The 16695-nt window shown below is 49.7% G+C and carries 15 protein-coding genes; 3 read left to right on the top strand and 12 right to left on the bottom strand.

The window, feature by feature from the left end; genetic code table 11:
* Positions 1 to 117 precede the first annotated feature (117 nt).
* The 6 genes from dmsD to BSPA111_RS13185 form a co-directional block, all read right to left on the bottom strand.
* The gene (gene dmsD / locus BSPA111_RS13210) at positions 118 to 744 is read right to left on the bottom strand and encodes a Tat proofreading chaperone DmsD (RefSeq protein WP_183271972.1); all 627 of its coding nucleotides are present in this window, start codon (positions 742 to 744) and stop codon (positions 118 to 120) included.
* A gap of 46 nt (positions 745 to 790) precedes the next feature.
* The gene (locus BSPA111_RS13205) at positions 791 to 1648 is read right to left on the bottom strand and encodes a dimethyl sulfoxide reductase anchor subunit family protein (protein WP_183271624.1); all 858 of its coding nucleotides are present in this window, start codon (positions 1646 to 1648) and stop codon (positions 791 to 793) included.
* A gap of 1 nt (position 1649) precedes the next feature.
* Positions 1650 to 2267, bottom strand: a complete 618-nt coding sequence (locus BSPA111_RS13200; RefSeq protein ID WP_183271623.1) for a DMSO/selenate family reductase complex B subunit — start codon at positions 2265 to 2267, stop codon at positions 1650 to 1652.
* A 10-nt stretch (positions 2268 to 2277) separates the two neighbouring features.
* Positions 2278 to 4716 carry a selenate/tellurate reductase subunit YnfE gene (ynfE, locus tag BSPA111_RS13195; protein WP_183271622.1) on the bottom strand — a complete coding sequence of 813 codons (2439 nt, stop codon included), beginning with the start codon at positions 4714 to 4716 and terminating at the stop codon, positions 2278 to 2280.
* Positions 4717 to 4961: 245 nt separating this feature from the next.
* Positions 4962 to 5849: a hypothetical protein gene (locus tag BSPA111_RS13190; RefSeq protein ID WP_183271621.1), complete on the bottom strand. Its 888-nt coding sequence runs from the start codon at positions 5847 to 5849 to the stop codon at positions 4962 to 4964.
* Positions 5850 to 6060: 211 nt separating this feature from the next.
* Positions 6061 to 6363, bottom strand: coding sequence for a DUF1161 domain-containing protein (locus BSPA111_RS13185; RefSeq protein ID WP_183271620.1), 303 nt, complete (start codon positions 6361 to 6363; stop codon positions 6061 to 6063).
* Between the two features lie 305 nt (positions 6364 to 6668).
* Between BSPA111_RS13185 and BSPA111_RS13180 the strand changes: the two genes are divergently transcribed.
* Together BSPA111_RS13180 and BSPA111_RS13175 are read left to right on the top strand one after the other, a co-directional pair.
* Positions 6669 to 7379, top strand: a complete 711-nt coding sequence (locus BSPA111_RS13180; protein ID WP_255459275.1) for a YnfC family lipoprotein — start codon at positions 6669 to 6671, stop codon at positions 7377 to 7379.
* A 71-nt stretch (positions 7380 to 7450) separates the two neighbouring features.
* Positions 7451 to 8449: a bile acid:sodium symporter family protein gene (locus BSPA111_RS13175; protein WP_183271618.1), complete on the top strand. Its 999-nt coding sequence runs from the start codon at positions 7451 to 7453 to the stop codon at positions 8447 to 8449.
* A 28-nt stretch (positions 8450 to 8477) separates the two neighbouring features.
* Here the strand turns inward: BSPA111_RS13175 and add are convergent, their stop codons facing one another.
* From add to malX, 5 genes are all read right to left on the bottom strand, one after another.
* The gene (gene add / locus BSPA111_RS13170) at positions 8478 to 9479 is read right to left on the bottom strand and encodes an adenosine deaminase (RefSeq protein WP_183271617.1); all 1002 of its coding nucleotides are present in this window, start codon (positions 9477 to 9479) and stop codon (positions 8478 to 8480) included.
* A 312-nt stretch (positions 9480 to 9791) separates the two neighbouring features.
* Positions 9792 to 10322 (bottom strand): phospholipase D family protein, encoded by a 531-nt coding sequence (locus BSPA111_RS13165; RefSeq protein ID WP_183271616.1) that lies wholly within the window; start codon positions 10320 to 10322, stop codon positions 9792 to 9794.
* A gap of 132 nt (positions 10323 to 10454) precedes the next feature.
* Entirely contained in the window at positions 10455 to 11978 is a 1524-nt protein-coding gene (locus BSPA111_RS13160) for a cyclic diguanylate phosphodiesterase (protein WP_183271615.1), read from the bottom strand.
* 210 nt (positions 11979 to 12188) lie between these two features.
* Positions 12189 to 13361: a MalY/PatB family protein gene (locus tag BSPA111_RS13155; RefSeq protein ID WP_183271614.1), complete on the bottom strand. Its 1173-nt coding sequence runs from the start codon at positions 13359 to 13361 to the stop codon at positions 12189 to 12191.
* Between the two features lie 41 nt (positions 13362 to 13402).
* Positions 13403 to 14989 (bottom strand): maltose/glucose-specific PTS transporter subunit IIBC, encoded by a 1587-nt coding sequence (malX, locus tag BSPA111_RS13150; protein ID WP_183271613.1) that lies wholly within the window; start codon positions 14987 to 14989, stop codon positions 13403 to 13405.
* Positions 14990 to 15173: 184 nt separating this feature from the next.
* Here malX and BSPA111_RS13145 point away from each other — a divergent pair, with 184 nt between their 5' ends.
* Positions 15174 to 16208, top strand: a complete 1035-nt coding sequence (locus tag BSPA111_RS13145) for a Mal regulon transcriptional regulator MalI (protein ID WP_183271612.1) — start codon at positions 15174 to 15176, stop codon at positions 16206 to 16208.
* 10 nt (positions 16209 to 16218) lie between these two features.
* Here BSPA111_RS13145 and fos read toward each other — a convergent pair whose 3' ends face one another.
* Positions 16219 to 16617: a fosfomycin resistance glutathione transferase gene (gene fos / locus BSPA111_RS13140; protein WP_183271611.1), complete on the bottom strand. Its 399-nt coding sequence runs from the start codon at positions 16615 to 16617 to the stop codon at positions 16219 to 16221.
* Between the last annotated feature and the right edge of the window lie 78 nt (positions 16618 to 16695).

The following is a 16695-nucleotide window of genomic DNA, read 5'->3' as shown; positions in this document are numbered from 1 at the left end:
CCATTAACCACAACGAAATGCTGAAGGGATGATGGTGTTTTGTCGTGACAGTGTCACTTTTAATCATCGCAGCTCTTAACGTTCCCGCCCAGTGACGAGCGGGATTGAAGCCGGTTATCAGAAATAAATCTCTTTTTGCGCGACGGGAATCAATAACTCTTTGCTCCAGTCGGCAAGCGTAATACGGGTTAATTCGCCCAATGCCTGATAAAACGGATGTTCGGCATTTGCGATAAACAGCTCCAGAAAACGTCCGCTCCACGGCAGAATATGCCAGGCGAGCAGTTCATCTACTTTTTGCATCATGCCTTCTTCTGCGAGCCATGCAGCCAGCATCAACAAAATCCCGATATGATCATCAGGCTCGTTACTTTCTTGCTCATTGGCGATGTCGTTTTCGCGCATCCACTGGCGCAGCTCAAGCATCGAGTCACCAAACAGCACATTCTCTTTATCGAGATAAACAGAGCCCCATGGCGAAGCCGGTAATGCGTAAGGGCCGATAAACAGACGTTGCCAGGCTTCGCTCAATGATTCTTGCGAATAGTTAAAGCCCTCAGCCATGCGTGTCGCGATGGCATCCAACTCGGCGTGCTGAACCGGCCATTGTTTTGCCCATTCAGGGTCTTCAAGTGTGGCGTAAAGTGCGGCGACATCCTGACTGGTGGGGGCTTGATAATACAGCGCGCCCAGTACTTTTCCTGTCAGGGCGATAGTCGCCAGTCTTTGCGTAGTGTTAGACATCATTCTCTTCCTTGTTGCGCGAGTTACCCCGCGCATTTTGTATCAATTAACCTGTTACCGCCATGCCGACGGTCATATGCAGGCCGTAAAAAATTCCACGACCAATACATTCACCGACAATGACCAATATTAATCCCAACAATAATCCGGCTGTTTTGGGCGGGGTGCGTCGTACCATTGGGCAAATCCAGCAGCCCAATCCGAGCGCTATCAGTGCAATACGCCACACCTGCAACGAGGCATAATCAGGTACTAACGCGCTGGCGTGCTGTACTGAGTTCTGAATATCCGCCAGTTCGCTGCCTTGCAATACGATGATGGCCATTGCCGCAAACAGAGCTAAAGCGCTAAGCGTCGCGAGTTTACTGCCGTGGAATGAATATCGTACCGTCTGGAGCAGCAGTGTTCCCAGTAGCGGGCCGCCCAGAAGAACCGTCAAAAAGAAACTCCACGTCGTGTAACTATTGTGCCAGGTTGGCACGGTATCAATCTGGTAGACGCGGGTCATTGCCCAGACGAACACCAGCCCCAGCACCATGGTTGCAGCCAGCCACACCTTGCCAATCGCAACCGGCATTTTTTTCAGTACTGCAAGCAACCACCATAAACCGCCAACTGCAAAGAACACCGAGCCACTGGCAATTTCATTGCTCAATGCCGATTGCCCGACGCGATTAAGCGAGTTGAACGCTCGCAGGGGTGAACCCAGATGCATCACCGAGGCGATAAATGCAATGCCCATGATCAGCCAGACAAAGAACATGGATCGAACGACCCGTTGCTGTAATTCGCTGTTATTACTGGCGGCATTCCATGCCAGTCCCATCACGATTACCGCTCCAACGACGCACTGGCCCAGTACAGTAAACAACACCAACGGCCATTCATGCCATCCGCTTCCCATCTCAAACCTCCTCTGGATTCGCCAGATAGCCGGTTTTATCCCCACAAGGGCGGCTGTTGGCATTGGGTTTAATCACAATATTTGGCTTGGTGAAGTGCGCCGACGGCAGCGGAGCAATAGCGGCTTGCACACCATATTTTTTACGCAGTTCGTCAATCGGTGCCATATCCAGTGCACGTAACGGGCAGGATTCAACACAAATTGGCTTCTTGCCTTCAGCAATGCGCGTGTAACAGCCATCGCATTTGGTCATGTGGCCTTTTTCAGCATTGTATTGCGGCGCACCGTACGGGCAGGCCATATGGCAGTAGCGGCAGCCAATACAAACGTCCTCATTCACCACCACAAAACCGTCTTCGCGTTTGTGCATCGCACCACTAGGGCAGACCTTGGTACAGGCGGGATCTTCGCAATGGTTGCAGGCAATGGATAAGTAATAGGCAAAGACATTTTGCTGCCAGACGCCGTTGTCTTCCTGCCAGTCGCCACCTGCATATTCATAAATGCGACGGAAGCTGACGTCGGGGGATAAATTTTTGTAGTCCTTACAGGCCAGCTCGCAAGTTTTGCAGCCGGTGCAACGACTGGAATCAATATAAAAACCATATTGGGTTGTCATCAGCTATTCCCTATGCCTTTTGGATTTCGACCAGATTAGTATGTTGCGGATTCCCTTTCGCTAAAGGGGAAGGGCGCTGAGTGGTCAACGTGTTGATGCATGAGCCGTGGTCGATACGGTCACCGGCCATGTTGGCTTCGTGCCAGGCACCCTGGCCCATCGCTGTCACTCCAGGCATGATGCGCGGCGTGACTTTTGCCGGAATACGCAACTCACCGCGACCATTAAACACCCGCACCATATCGCCGTTGGCGATACCACGAGCCTGGGCATCAATTGGGTTAATCCACACTTCCTGGCGGCAGGCGGCTTTCAGCACATCAATATTGCCGTAGCTCGAGTGGGTACGGGCTTTGTAATGGAAGCCGAACAGTTGAAGCGGATACGAGCTGCGCTCTGGTGCATCCCAGCCGTCGAAGGTGGAGGCGTAAATAGGCAGTGGACTGATGGTTTCGTCTTTTTCTAACTCCCAACTGGCGGCGATGTCTGCAAGTTTGCTGGAGTAGATTTCGATTTTACCGGAAGGCGTTTTTAATGGATTGGCGTCTGGGTCGGTGCGGAACGCTTTGTACGCGACAAAATGACCGTTCGGGTCTTTACGTTTATAAATCCCCATTGCGCGCAGTTCTTCATACGACGGTAATTGAGGATCTTTTTCCAGCATCTTCGCGTACAAAAACTGTAGCCACTGCTCCTGAGTGCGTCCTTCGGTAAATTTCTGATGAATATCCGGCCCTAAACGACGAGCCACTTCGCTGGTGATCCAGTAAATTGGCTTGCGCTCAAATTTCGGTTCCGTGGCGGGTTGGATAAAAATCAGGTAACCCATATTGCCGGCGTAGTCGTTAGGAATGATGTCTTCTTGTTCGACGGTCATTAAGTCCGGCAGCAGGATATCGGCGTATTTTGCCGAAGAGGTCATGAAGTTCTCGATGACCACAATCATCTCGCACTTGCTATCGTCTTGCAGCGTATCGTGCGTTTTGTTGATGTCAGAATGCTGGTTGATAATGGTGTTACCGGCGTAGTTCCAAATGAACTTAATGGGCACGTCGAGCTTATCTTTCCCTCGCACGCCATCGCGTTTGGCGGTCATTTCCGGGCCGCGTGTAATCGCGTCAGTCCAACTAAAGCAGGAGATTTGCGTTTTCACCGGGTTGACTAATACCGGCATACGCTCAATGGTGATGGTGTAAGTGGATTCACGCGCACCGCTGTTACCTCCGCTAATTCCCACGTTTCCGGTTAAAATCGGCAACATAGCGATGGCGCGGGCAGTCAGTTCGCCGTTTGCCTGGCGTTGTGGTCCCCAACCTTGCGCGATATACGCCGGTTTGGTGCTGCCAATTTCGTAGGCAAGTTTGATGATTTTATCAACTGGAATACCGGTAATTGCTGATGCCCAACGCGGGGATTTTTCAACGCCGTCATCGCCCTGACCGAGGATCCAGGCTTTATAGTGACCGTTGGCAGGGGCGCCCTCCGGCAGCGTTTTCTCATCGTATCCGACACAGTATTTATCGAGGAAGGGTTGATCGACGAGGTTTTGGGTAATCAATACGTGGGCGATACCGGCAACTAATGCGGCATCTGTACCTGGACGAATAGGGAGCCACTCATCTTCACGTCCGGCTGCGGTATCGGTGTAGCGAGGGTCGATAACAATCATTCGCGCATTGGATCGTTCACGCGCCTGTTCCAGATAATAGGTGATGCCGCCTCCGCTCATGCGGGTTTCGGCAGGATTATTACCGAACAAGACGACCAGCTTACTGTTCTCGATATCGGAGGTGCTGTTTCCATCGTTGGTGCCGTAGGTGTACGGCATGGCGCAGGCAATTTGCGCGGTACTGTAGGTGCCGTATTGGCCGAGGAAGCCGCCGTAGCTGTTCATCAGGCGAGTAATCAACGATGCGCTGGGTGAGGAACGCGTGATGTTGCCGCCAACAATCCCCGAAGTGTAGTTAATGTAGACCGCTTCGTTACCGTATTTTTCTACTGTGTTTTTCAGGCTGTTAGTGATGGTATCCAGCGCTTCATCCCATGAGATTCGCTCAAATTTCCCTTCACCACGTTTACCGACGCGCTTCATTGGGTAGTTCAGGCGCTCAGGATGGTTAATACGTCGGCGAATTGAACGGCCACGCAGGCAGGCGCGTACCTGGTGATCACCATAGACATCGTTACCGGTGTTATCCGTTTCAACCCAGGTGACTTCATTATCGCGCACGTGTAAACGCAGGGCGCAGCGGCTACCGCAGTTTACTGAACAGGCTCCCCAAACGACTTTATCTTCAGCAGGGGAAACAGCATCTCCCACCGCCGTGGCTGCGGCTCGCAAGCCAAATGGCAGGGATATTCCCCCCACCGCGAGGGCCAGCCCGCCAATGGCGCTGGTCTTCATCAGGTTTCGACGGGTTATTCCATTAGGGCAAGATTGGTTCGACATAACTCACTCCATGACGTGTTATCTCAGGATGTCTTTGTTGTTGTGGTTGTTTTGTATTCATGACGGCAAAGCGAAATATTGCTTAACAAGCGAATATTATCGACCGAAAATGATTTTTACCTATTTAGGAGTAGGTGTTGTTAACACGCATCAAAGTTAGGGCGGAGAGTTGCATGAAACTTGCTGGAGGTGGGGGTGAGGTAAAACGGGGCGAAAGCCCCTTATTAACACTGCAGTTTATTGCGCTACTTATTGATGTTTACAGATAGTACGCGTTTGGTTGATATATCTATTTTACATGTATAACTTAACTGAGAAGTGACCCCATTTTCATCAGTAACGCTAATGTTGTTGCCATCAACAGTCCCAATATTGGTTATTTGATCATAACCAGAAACGTTTCCCCCGTTACCCCATTTAAAGTTTTCTCCTGCTTCCTTTTCAATGCCTCTCAAGCATTCAGGCCAGGCGCTCAGGATGACTTTTGCCACCAGGCAGCCAGGGTCTGTCTCGTCACAGTTAAACGTTTTATTTTCAGCAGACTGAGGGGACATGGTTGCAGTAACAGGTTGCGTATCAGCGGGTGGGTTAAAGACGCAATCACTGCCATAAGGTTCTCCAACCAATCGCGACATTTTTTCGCATGTGATACTAATTTTGTCGCCGTTACGAAGCGACGTTGCCACGGCTTTTTGCCTCTCCGCAATATCCATTCTGGCGGGCATAGACTCATTTAACGTGCTGAGATGGATAAATATCGTGCCGGAATAATCTTTGTCTATTGATTCCACCTGGCCTGTGACATTGACCCGCTTGCCTTTCAGTGCCTCATCGGTAGCCACTTCGTTTTCTTCATATGCTTTCGACAATTGAATGGCGGTGTAACTTACGATTTCTTTCGACGCTGTGGGTTCGTTAACATTTTCATTTTGCTGAACATTTTCCTGGGCATTTCCTTGGGCATTTACCGAGCCAAACCAAATCAACCCGCCCAAAATGAGAGTCACCAAACCCAAAAAGCCTTTAACCGTTTTCTCTTTGGTGGCAGCCGGTTTGCTGATACCACAATGTGGACATGCTTTTGCGGACCTCGACACTTCTTTTTGGCATTCCTTGCAAGAAATTAAAGCCATTTGCAGTTTCCTAACGTTTTGCGTTTAACAAAAAAAATGGAAATACCGCAAAACAGGGCTAAACCACACGAACTATTATGTTTAAAAATAAATCACCACAAGTCATATCTAAAACACACTGGGTCAGTTTGTGATTTGCTATTGATTAATCTTTTTATTATACAGTTAGTTATGTTAGGTGTGATGGGGCGAAAACGCCCCGATGGCATGATTACTGTGGTTCAGTCGGTGTACCGTCCTGAGTATTTCCGCCGCTAGCGGGATAGTTTCCGCTGCTGGTACGCGTATAGAGAATTTTCTGAGTATCATTAGCGCAGTGGCCAACAACTTGTGCATCAGGTTGAGAGGCCTGATCGTTTGGCACTATCGTCAAAGTAAACCCCGTTTCCGGGACACCATTTTTAATAATCTTTTGCTGAATGTCGGCCTTGACTGTATCGCATGACGTCTGCGCGGCGAGTACCGGAGTGGTCGCGATTAACAGACATACACCCAGCCAAATTGAGCGTTTCATCATCTCTTCCTTATCTTAGGGGCGTTGTATAAGCATAGTAGTTGTAGTGTAAAGTGTTGTATTTGCTTATACCCTTCATACTTCAAGCTGCTTATGCGTTGGCTACACCCGCTCACCCCAGTCACTTACTTAAGTAAGCTCCTGGGGATTGATGAGCCTCATCCATGAGGCTCACCCTACGGGCCAGCGCAAGCGCTGTTCAAATCTGTTCCAGACAGATTTGTCACGGGTTTGCCGCCTTTAAGCAACTTGAATTATTTTGGGTATATCATGTACGTTACATTTCAAGTCGGAGCCGGATTTACGTGAAGAAAATCATTATCCTTAGTGCGTTGGTAGCCTCTGTTGCCGGGTGTGATAATCAGAATAATACGCTCTCCTATACGCCAGAAATGGCCAGCTTTTCAAATGAGTTCGACTTTGATCCATTACGTGGGCCAGTCAAAGATTTCACCCAAACGCTCATCAATCAGAAGGGCGAAGTGATAAAACGCGTCGTGGGTCTGGTGTCGGAAGAAGGGTGTTTTAACGAACTTGAATTTCATGATCTGGAAAGCAACACCGGCGCTACGCTTGTGCTGAATGCTAACTATTATATCGATGCCATTACCCATGAAAGACGCGTGAAACTGCAGGGTAAATGCCAACTGGCGGAGTTACCCCAGGCGGTCCTCACTTATGAAACCGACGATAAAGGCTTTGTGGTCGCAGCACACGGTAAAGAGACATCGATAGTTTATCGCTACGATGCGGACGGTTTCCCGTTAGGCAAAACGACGCAATCGAATGATGAAACCCTGACTATCACCGCGAAAACAGGTAGTGACCTCAAGAAAAAACTCGATTTCACTTCTGAAAGTATGCTCAACGGTAAATCTATTGCGCAGGTTAAACAAACCTGCGATTACGACGGCCATTTTAATCCACTGGAATGTGTGCTGAACATTACCGATCTCAATGCTAAGCCGTCCAAAGTTGAAACGTACATCATCAAGAATGACATCAATTACTATTGAGACCGAACGTTCGCGAGTTCGGCTGGTTTGATTCAACGTCAAAAATATTGGCAAATGTAGAAGGAAGTCGGATGAAGTGGTTGCAGCGTCTGAAAATCGATACTTTTTTACTGATTATGATCGCTGTCGTGGTCATTGCTTCGCTTTTCCCCTGCGAAGGTGCGGTTAAAACTGCATTTGAATACCTGACTACGGCCGCGATTGCGCTGCTGTTTTTCATGCACGGGGCAAAACTTTCCCGGGATGCGATTGTGGCAGGCATGGGGCACTGGAAACTCCATCTTGTGGTTTTCCTCAGTACCTTCGCGCTTTTCCCTCTGTTGGGGCTGGCGATGGGCTTTCTTTCGCCTGGTATCCTGAATCAACCGCTGTACATGGGCTTCCTGTACCTCTGTGCGTTGCCCGCGACTGTACAGTCGGCAATTGCCTTCACGTCGGTCGCAGGGGGAAACGTTGCGGCGGCGGTGTGTAGCGCTTCGGCATCCAGTATTCTGGGGATTTTCCTATCGCCGGTTTTAGTCGGTGCATTAATGAATACGCAGGAAGGCACCACCGACACACTGCATGCCATTGGCAAAATCATCCTGCAATTGATGGTGCCGTTTGTGGTGGGGCATTTGTCGCGCCCACTGATTGGTCGTTGGGTCGATAAACATAAAAAACTGATCAGCATGACCGACAGGTCATCTATTTTGCTGGTGGTGTATGTGGCCTTTAGCGAAGCGGTAGTGGAAGGCATTTGGCAGCAGGTTAATGGCACCGCGTTGTTAGCCATTTTGGGCTGCTCAATTGTGTTGCTGGCGATAGTTCTGGTAGTCAATACTTGGGTTGCGCGGTTTATAGGGTTCAACACGGCGGACGAAATTACCATTGTGTTCTGTGGCTCCAAAAAAAGCCTCGCGAACGGTGTGCCGATGGCAAACGTGCTGTTCCCGGCCAGTGCCGTGGGCATGATGGTTTTGCCATTGATGATATTCCATCAGGTGCAATTGATGGTCTGTGCGGTGCTTGCGCAGCGTTATGCACGCAAAACGGCGAAGGAAAAGAGAGCGCTTGAGTCAGTCTCCTGACTCAAGCGTTTGACGAAGGATGGAATGTTTACGCGGCGCGAACTTTAGCGATCAGCGCCTGCTTTTCCGCTTCACTCAGGAAGGCAATTTTCAAACCATTCTCTTGCGCGGTACGGATGTGTGCCGCGCTCAGACCCGCTTGCGGGGCCGCAACAGTATATTCATGAATAATATCGATTCCCTGGACTGCCGGATCATCGGTATTAATGGTCGCCAGCACACCTTTATTCAGGAAGGTAATCAATGGATGCTTATCCAAAGATGCCACGGTGCTGGTTTGAATATTTGATGTCAGGCAGGATTCGATACCGATACCGTGTTCAGCCAGGAAATCCATCAGTGCCGGATCTTCAACAGCTTTCACACCGTGACCGATACGCTCTGCACCCAGTTCACGAATCGCCTGCCAGATACTTTCCGGACCAGCTGCTTCGCCCGCGTGGACGGTGATATGCCAGCCGGCATCGCGTGCGCGGCTAAAGTGGTTCAAGAATAAGCTGCCCGGGAAACCCAGTTCATCACCTGCAAGGTCAAGCGCGGTAATGTGGTCGCGATGAGTCAGCAGGGCATCCAACTCAGCTTCACATGCGGCCTCACCAAACGTACGGCTCAGAATGCCGATCAGACGTGCTTCAACACCAAAATCGCGGCAACCTTGACGCACGCCTTCAATCACCGCTTCTACCACACCGGCGACCGGCAAGTTATGCGTCATCGCCATATATCCTGGCGAGAAGCGCAGCTCCACATAATGCAGGCCGTTACGCGCGGCATCTTCAATATTTTCCCATGCCACACGGCGACAGGCATCCAGAGAGGCCAGGACTTTCACGCCCCAGTCGAGTTTTTGCAGGAAACTAACCAAATCAGGCGCGGTTTCCACGACTTGTACATGAGGACGAAGGGCTTCAAGAGAATCAGCCGGGAGTGACAGGTTAAACTGGCGGCCTAGATCGAGGATCGTTTGTGCACGAATATTACCATCAAGATGGCGGTGCAAATCGGTTAATGGGATGGAGGTATCAATCATGGTCGCACTCTTTTATTGATTAAAGTGCGGTACATTATAGCACGGTGTTGTAAGCTATTAGAAACAAAGATAATTACCTGAAAATAAAAGCAGAAAGCGGCAATTCATCCAGGTGTGATGATCGGCATACACATCGAATTCCGTTCCATCCTTGCCCCGTATTTTTTTCCTTGCTCTATACTCAAAGCGCATTTGATAATGCTCTCGACATAACAATTCAATGAGCGTTCAGCTCGTAGCAAGATAATCTGCGCCTGCATATGATTGACCAGCTTTCCGATTGCTGGTCTTTTTTTATCCGTGATTTAACACTTAAACCGCATAGGGTTTGCCCAAGTCCCAGCGCGACTGCCAGTGTGCAATATACTGCCGAGTCACGTCTGGCATATCGTTTATCACGACGACATTTTCTGAGTTTTCAGTCTCGGCGGAGGGGGCGAAGTTAAACGAACCCGTTTCGACAGTGCGATCGTCAACGATAATCGTCTTGTCGTGCTGTATGTGGTAATGCCCGTCAATTCGTAGTTCAACCCCGTGGGACGCGGCATACTGCATCGTATTCATGCTGGCTTTAACCCGATTGCGTCTTTCATCCACCACAACACGCACGTTAACGCCGCGAGAGTGTGCATTTACGAGTGCCTGTGCGATATCTGGAGCCTGGAAAGAATAGCCAATCATTTCTATCGAAGTGTGTGCCTGATTAATTGTCTTCAGCACCAATGCACGTGCGGAACCTTCAGGCGAGAAACCGACCTGTACGTCAGGGGACGAAAATGCGGTTAATGGCAGCAAGAGAGCTGAGGCTATTGTCAGGAGGTGAAATTTTTTAAGCGCTGGCATTCAAAAATCCAGATTGACTGGGTTGGGGTGAATAAGTTTAACGTTGTTCGCGTACTTTATGTCTGACAAAGAATGTATTGGAAATACCAGGATTAGTAAGAGGCTGTAACACTCACCTTAAAAGGCACAGGTTCATTCAATGACAACCTTTTCTCTGGGCCTGGACAACAGTATTTTTACCAGCTCCGTAAAGCTGACAGGTTTGTAGAAATAGTATCCCTGAAGAAATGTGATGTTGTGCCGGTTCAGGTATTCCACCTGCGCCAATGTCTCAACGCCCTCCGCCACAATGCTTAATGACAGCCTGCTCGCCAGGTCAATAACACAATCAAGCAGTATGGTGGACTCCGCATTTTCATTCACTCTACCCACGAAACTCTGGTCGATTTTAATATAATCAATTTGTAAATCATTGAGGTAAGAAAGCCCCGAATAGCCTGTACCAAAATCATCCAGTGCGATGGCAAAACCACTGTCATGCAGGATATTGAGTTTAGTAATGAGTTGCTCGTCGACGTTTAAAGGTTCCCGTTCAGTCACCTCAATCACGTGCGTCAAATCCTTGCATTGGAAACTGTCACGGTATTGCATGCAGTCATCGAGGAAAGCAGGGGAATTAATATGCGTGGCGCTAAAATTGATCCCGAGGTGAAAACCCTCAGGTAATTTACTGGTAATGGCATTCATATTGGCAATGACCTGTGCCATCAGGGACTGAGTTAACTGCACAATCAGACCTGATTTTTCGGCAATCGGTATGAAGGACGCTGGTGAAATAAAACCGGCTGTCGGGTGTTTCCACCGAGCCAGAACTTCCACCCCCCGAAGCGTTCCTGTTCTGCCATTCACGATGGGTTGATAAAAAGGCACAATCTCGCCGTTATCGATGGCACTGCGTAATGTGTCTTCTGGAGTGGTGTATTTGTTGAAGTATTTATGTAAGGAATATGCCACGGCGCATGAGATCAGCAGAATAAACAGCAGCATCCCAGCCCCCTGGTCAAACAGCCGTTGTAGGCTGAAAAATGCAGGATGGTTATAGACGACCCTGAACGGGTAATTGTTTGACTGCACAAAACCGTATTTTTCATCGCTGCTGGAATGATCCTTAACCGCACCAGTAAGGCCAATTGCCCGGCCATGAACGACTAACATGAAATGGGTATTTTTAAGTGAGGTGTTCAGTGCATCCCGAATGTGAGAGTCACTGATGGTCACAATAATTTTTCCTTCTTGTATAGACGTCTGGTAAAGCAGTACAGGCAAACCATTCAGGCTGTATCTTGCCTGAACAAGCGCGAGCATAGTGTCAGGGAGTTCGGCTATGTTAGCCAGCAACAGGCGATTTCCGGGGAGAGAGGAACACCATATTTTGTCATGCTTAATAATCAGAATGGTTCTGAGATGGGGCTCTAACGCAGCCTCAGTCCCGAGCCGGTATTGCGCCTCTGATGTACATTCGGCTTCAGCGATAGCCATTCCTTCCCCGGTGGCAACCCGCGCTTCTTCAAGGATCCCGTCAATACTTTTAGCGGCTCTCACTGCTCCAGCGGTGTTTGCGAAACCAGCAGAAAACCAGAGTTGCAGGTTTAGAATGAAAGTGCCTGTAAGGAAAAATAATACCGCGGTGATGAGCGGAATGACTGATTTTTGCATAATGCTCTCTGAGGAGAAGAATTAATTGCATGCCAAACGTGAATATTCTTCCGCAAAACAGACGGGTATAACTAGCATGGTACAAAGCGATAAATAAAACAGCCCCCTTTGGCAAATCCATTGATATATCCGTCATTCTTCAAATTGCTTATGCGTTGGCTGCGCCTTAACAATAAGGTATTAAAAAGGGGAGTTTCCTCCCCTGAATACTTACTGCAGCGACTTTATTGCCCTAATTAATCGCTTCACGCCTTCTTCGAGTTTAACGCGTGGGCAACCGGCATTCAGGCGCACAAAGCCTTTTCCTTCCTCACCGTACGTATATCCCGGCATGATGGCGACTTTTTGCTGCTCAATCAGCGCTTTTTGCAGCGCGTTGTCATCAATTCCCAGCGGACGTAAATCAATCCACGCCAGATAGGTTGATTGCGGTGGTTGCCAGTTGAGTTGTGCAAATTCACGGTTCAACGTGTCTGCCACATAATGAAGATTGCCTTGCAGGTAAGTGCGCAGTTCGTCCAGCCATGCCGCTCCTTCCTGATAAGCAGCAATATGGGCAACCACTGCAAGGATTGCCGGCGATGACAGCCCATCCTGGCCTTTGAGCACATTCAGATACTGCTGGCGTTCATTGGCGTCGTTTATCAGGCCATATGCGCCGGTTAATGCCGGGATATTGAAACTCTTGGAGCCGGAAGTGAACAGCGCCCATTGGCCTTTGCCCACCTCGCACCACGGCGTATGAACGTGGCCTTCCCAGATCATATCCATATGTATTTCATCACTGATAACTCTGACGCCGTGCCGCTCGCACAACGTTGCCATGGTTTCCAGTTCCTCGCGCGTCCAGACCTTCCCGGTCGGGTTTTGCGGGCTGCACAGCAGCATGATTTTACATTCAGGTTTAGCCAGGTGCGATTCCAGTGCAGCCATATCGCACATCCAGCCGCTATCCGTTTTATGCAACGGCGCGCTAAAGACCTGGCGTTGATTCCCTTCAATCGCTTTGTAAAACGCATCATAAGCTGGAGTATGGATAAGTACCGCATCACCTGGGACTGACCACTGGCGAATCAGCTGTGAAACCATATAGATAACGGACGGGCCGTAAACCACCGACTCTTTATCAATCACGCTGTTAAAACGCGTCTGATACCAATGCGCAATCGCACCAAGAAACTCGTCATTCTTCCAACGGCTGTAACCTAAAACACCGTGAGATAAGCGCTTTTGTAATGCATCAAGAATGACCGGAGCGGTCGGGAAATCCATATCAGAGATGGTGAAGGGCAGGAGATCGGCGGCGCCGAAACGGTCTGCGACATAATCCCACTGGGTACACCAGGTTCCATGTCGGTCAACGGGGGTGGAAAAATCGAACATATCACCTCACAACAAGTGGGCGCCGGAGCGCCCACTGTGATTTACGCCTGAGCAGTTTGCATCAGATGCGCCATTTCATCTTTTACCGACTGGACCTGCGGCCCAATCACCACTTGCAGATTATGTTGGTTAAGCTGCACCACGCCAATGGCACGCAGGTTTTTCAGTGCGGCACTGTCCACCAACGACATATCTTTCACTGATAAACGCAGACGGGTGATGCAGTTATCCAGTGAGACAATATTGTCTTTACCGCCCAGCGCTGCAAGGATTGCAGGCACGTTGTAACCGGATTTCCCCACCTGACCCACAACTGCTTTTTCTACCGCGCTTTCGACATCACGACCTGGGGTTTTGATATTGAAACGGGTAATCGCGAAACGGAAGATCACGTAGTAAACAGTGAACCAAATCGCAGCAACAACCGGCACCAGATACCACTTGGTGGCCAGACCGTGCAGAATACCAAATACCACGAAATCGATGATGTTACCGTCAGTATTACCGATAGTAACGCCCAACACGGCCATCACAGTAAAGCCAAGGCCAGTCAGCAGAGCATGGATGAGATACAGAACCGGAGCCACAAACAGGAACAGGAATTCCAGAGGTTCTGTTGTACCGCCGATGACGCAAGCAATAACGCCGGAAATCAGCAGGCCTTTAATTTTGTGACGATTTTCAGGGCGAGCACAGTGGTACATGGCCAATGCAGCACCCGGTAAGCCGCCAAGGAACGCTGGCATTTTACCCTGAGACAGGAAGCGAGTCGCACTCTCCGCAAAACCGTGAGAAGTCGGGCAGCTCAATTGTGCCTGGAAGATAGTTAACGCACCGCTCACGCTGTGCCCGCAAACATCCATCGTACCGCCAGCTTCAGTAAAGCGGATCAGAGCCACCAGAATGTGGTGCAAACCAAACGGCAATAATAAACGCTCGCCAGTCCCGAAGATCATCGGACCAAATACGCCAGCACTGTTGATCATATTGCCCAGTGCGTTGATACCCGCAGCAAATACCGGCCAAATCAACGGAATCACCAGACCAACCAGACCCATCACCAGAGTAGTGATGATAGGCACAAAACGAGTACCGCCAAAGAACGCCAGTGCATCTGGCAGGCGGACATTGTGGAAACGTTCATGCAGCAGGAAAACAATCACCCCGACAATCACCGCGCCCAAAATACCGGTATCGATGGACTGAATACCGAGGATATTCTGGATGTTGTTCGCCTTCAGAATAGCGGCGTCAGTCGTCGGGAGAATGCCTTTTGCGGTCAGCCAGAAGTTCACTGCCAGGTTCATGACTGCGTAACCAACAAAACCAGCAAACGCAGCGACACCTTTGTTCTCGCGAGCCAGCCCTAAAGGAATGGCGATACAGAACATAATTGGCAGGAAGCTAAATGCAAACGATCCAACTTTGCTCATCCAGACGAATATGAGCTGTAAAACGGGATTCCCTAATGCCGGTAACAGCGTCACCACATCATGGCTGCTCAGCGAACTGCCGATACCCAGCATAATGCCGCAGAACGACAGCAGCGCCACGGGCAACATAAAGGTTTTGCCAAGGTTTTGAAAAAACTCCCAAAGCGTAATTTTTTGTGGTGTATTAGCCGCCATAACGACTCCTTGACCTTGGTTGATAAATGGGTAGGGGAACAAAACGAAGCGGATGATAAAACGTTTTACCAAGCTTTATTGCGCGTTAGCTCACAGATCCAAATCTCGGTACAGGGCCTAATATACGCATTAAGATAAAACGTTTTACCCCCACATTTAGTTTCATGGAGGATTCGTCTTTCTAATGACGACTCAGGAAAAGAAAATCACCATAAATGAGGTTGCTGAAGCGGCCGGGGTATCTGTTACCACGGTTTCTCTGGTACTCAGTGGCAAAGGGCGCATTTCACCGGCGACGGGATTGCGTGTGAACGAAGCCATAGAAAAGCTGGGGTTCGTGCGTAACCGGCAAGCCGTCTCCTTGCGTGGCGGTCAGAGTGGCGTTATTGGCTTGATCGTGCGCGATCTGTGCAATCCTTTCTATGCAGAACTGACTGCGGGCCTGACTGATGAGCTGGAAAAACAGGGGAAATTGCTCTTTCTGACACAAAGCGGCGCTCAGGGCCAGCATATGCAGCGCTGCTTTGAGACACTGGTTTCACAGGGCGTGGACGGCGTGATTGTGGCCGGCGCGGCAGGACAGGGCGCGGATATGCGTACTGTTGCGGAACAAAAAAATCTCCCTCTTGTCTTTGTTTCGCGAGCCAGTTATCTCGACGATGCCGATATTATCAGGCCAGACAACATGCAAGCCTCGCAGCTAGTGACGGAGCACCTGATCAAGCGCGGCCATCAGCGTATTGCCTGGTTGGGCGGTGACGGTTCTTCATTAACCCGTGCCGAGCGTGTCGGCGGCTACTGCGCAACCTTGCTGAAATACGGTTTGCCTTTCCACAGTGAATGGATAATCGAATGCGAACCCAGCCAGAAGAAGGCGGCCGATGCAATAACTACGCTTTTACAACATAACCCGACCATCACCGCTGTACTTTGTCATAACAGCACCGTAGCGATGGGCGCGTGGTTTGGTTTACTGCGAGCCGGACGGCAAAGCGGTGAAGGAAGCATCGACAGTTATTACGACCAACACGTCGCATTGGCCGCATTCGCCGAGGTGATGGACGATGAGCTGGATGATTTACCGTTAACCTGGGTGTCGACGCCTGCACGTGAAATTGGCCGCAGCGCCGGGCAACGGATCCTGAAACGCGTACAAAACGACAACGAAGAAGTTCGCAGCCAGATAATGCCCGCGAGACTGGTGGTACGGAAAAGTTAGCGATGCTGGGTTAGTAAAAGATCATTCCTTCATAGGGCTTTTCTTTGCAGGCCTGAAGTCTGGTTTCAAGGCCTCCGCTGTGAACTTCTAACCGGTGGCCATCTGGATCAAGAAAGTAAAGTGATGCACCTTCACTCGTGTTGTCCTTCCACTCCTCGATCCTCGCAGCACGCAGTTTTTCCCTGAAACTGACGATGTACTGCTCTGAAATGGTAAAGGCGTAATGGGTGTAATCACTTTTGTCATCTACCGTATCAAGCGATAAACACAACCAAAGGTCGCCCAGAGACAAGTAAGCGCCTTTTGCCCATTTTGCGCGTGGAGTGAAGCCAAGCTGATGTACATAAAAATCGAAACTGCGGGCCACGTTGCTTACTGCGAGTGTCAAATGATTAAGGCCGGTCAACATCAATATCCATCTCCAGAAATTTGTGTTTACGAATGAGGACACATTAATTTAAAAAAAGCCTCCCGAAGGAGGCTTTTA

It is taken from the genome of Buttiauxella sp. A111, assembly GCF_014189855.1.
In the GTDB taxonomy this organism is placed as follows: Bacteria; Pseudomonadota; Gammaproteobacteria; order Enterobacterales; family Enterobacteriaceae; genus Buttiauxella; species Buttiauxella selenatireducens.
Note: the sequence above shows the minus strand (reverse complement) of the source record. Positions and strands in the feature narration are given on the sequence as shown.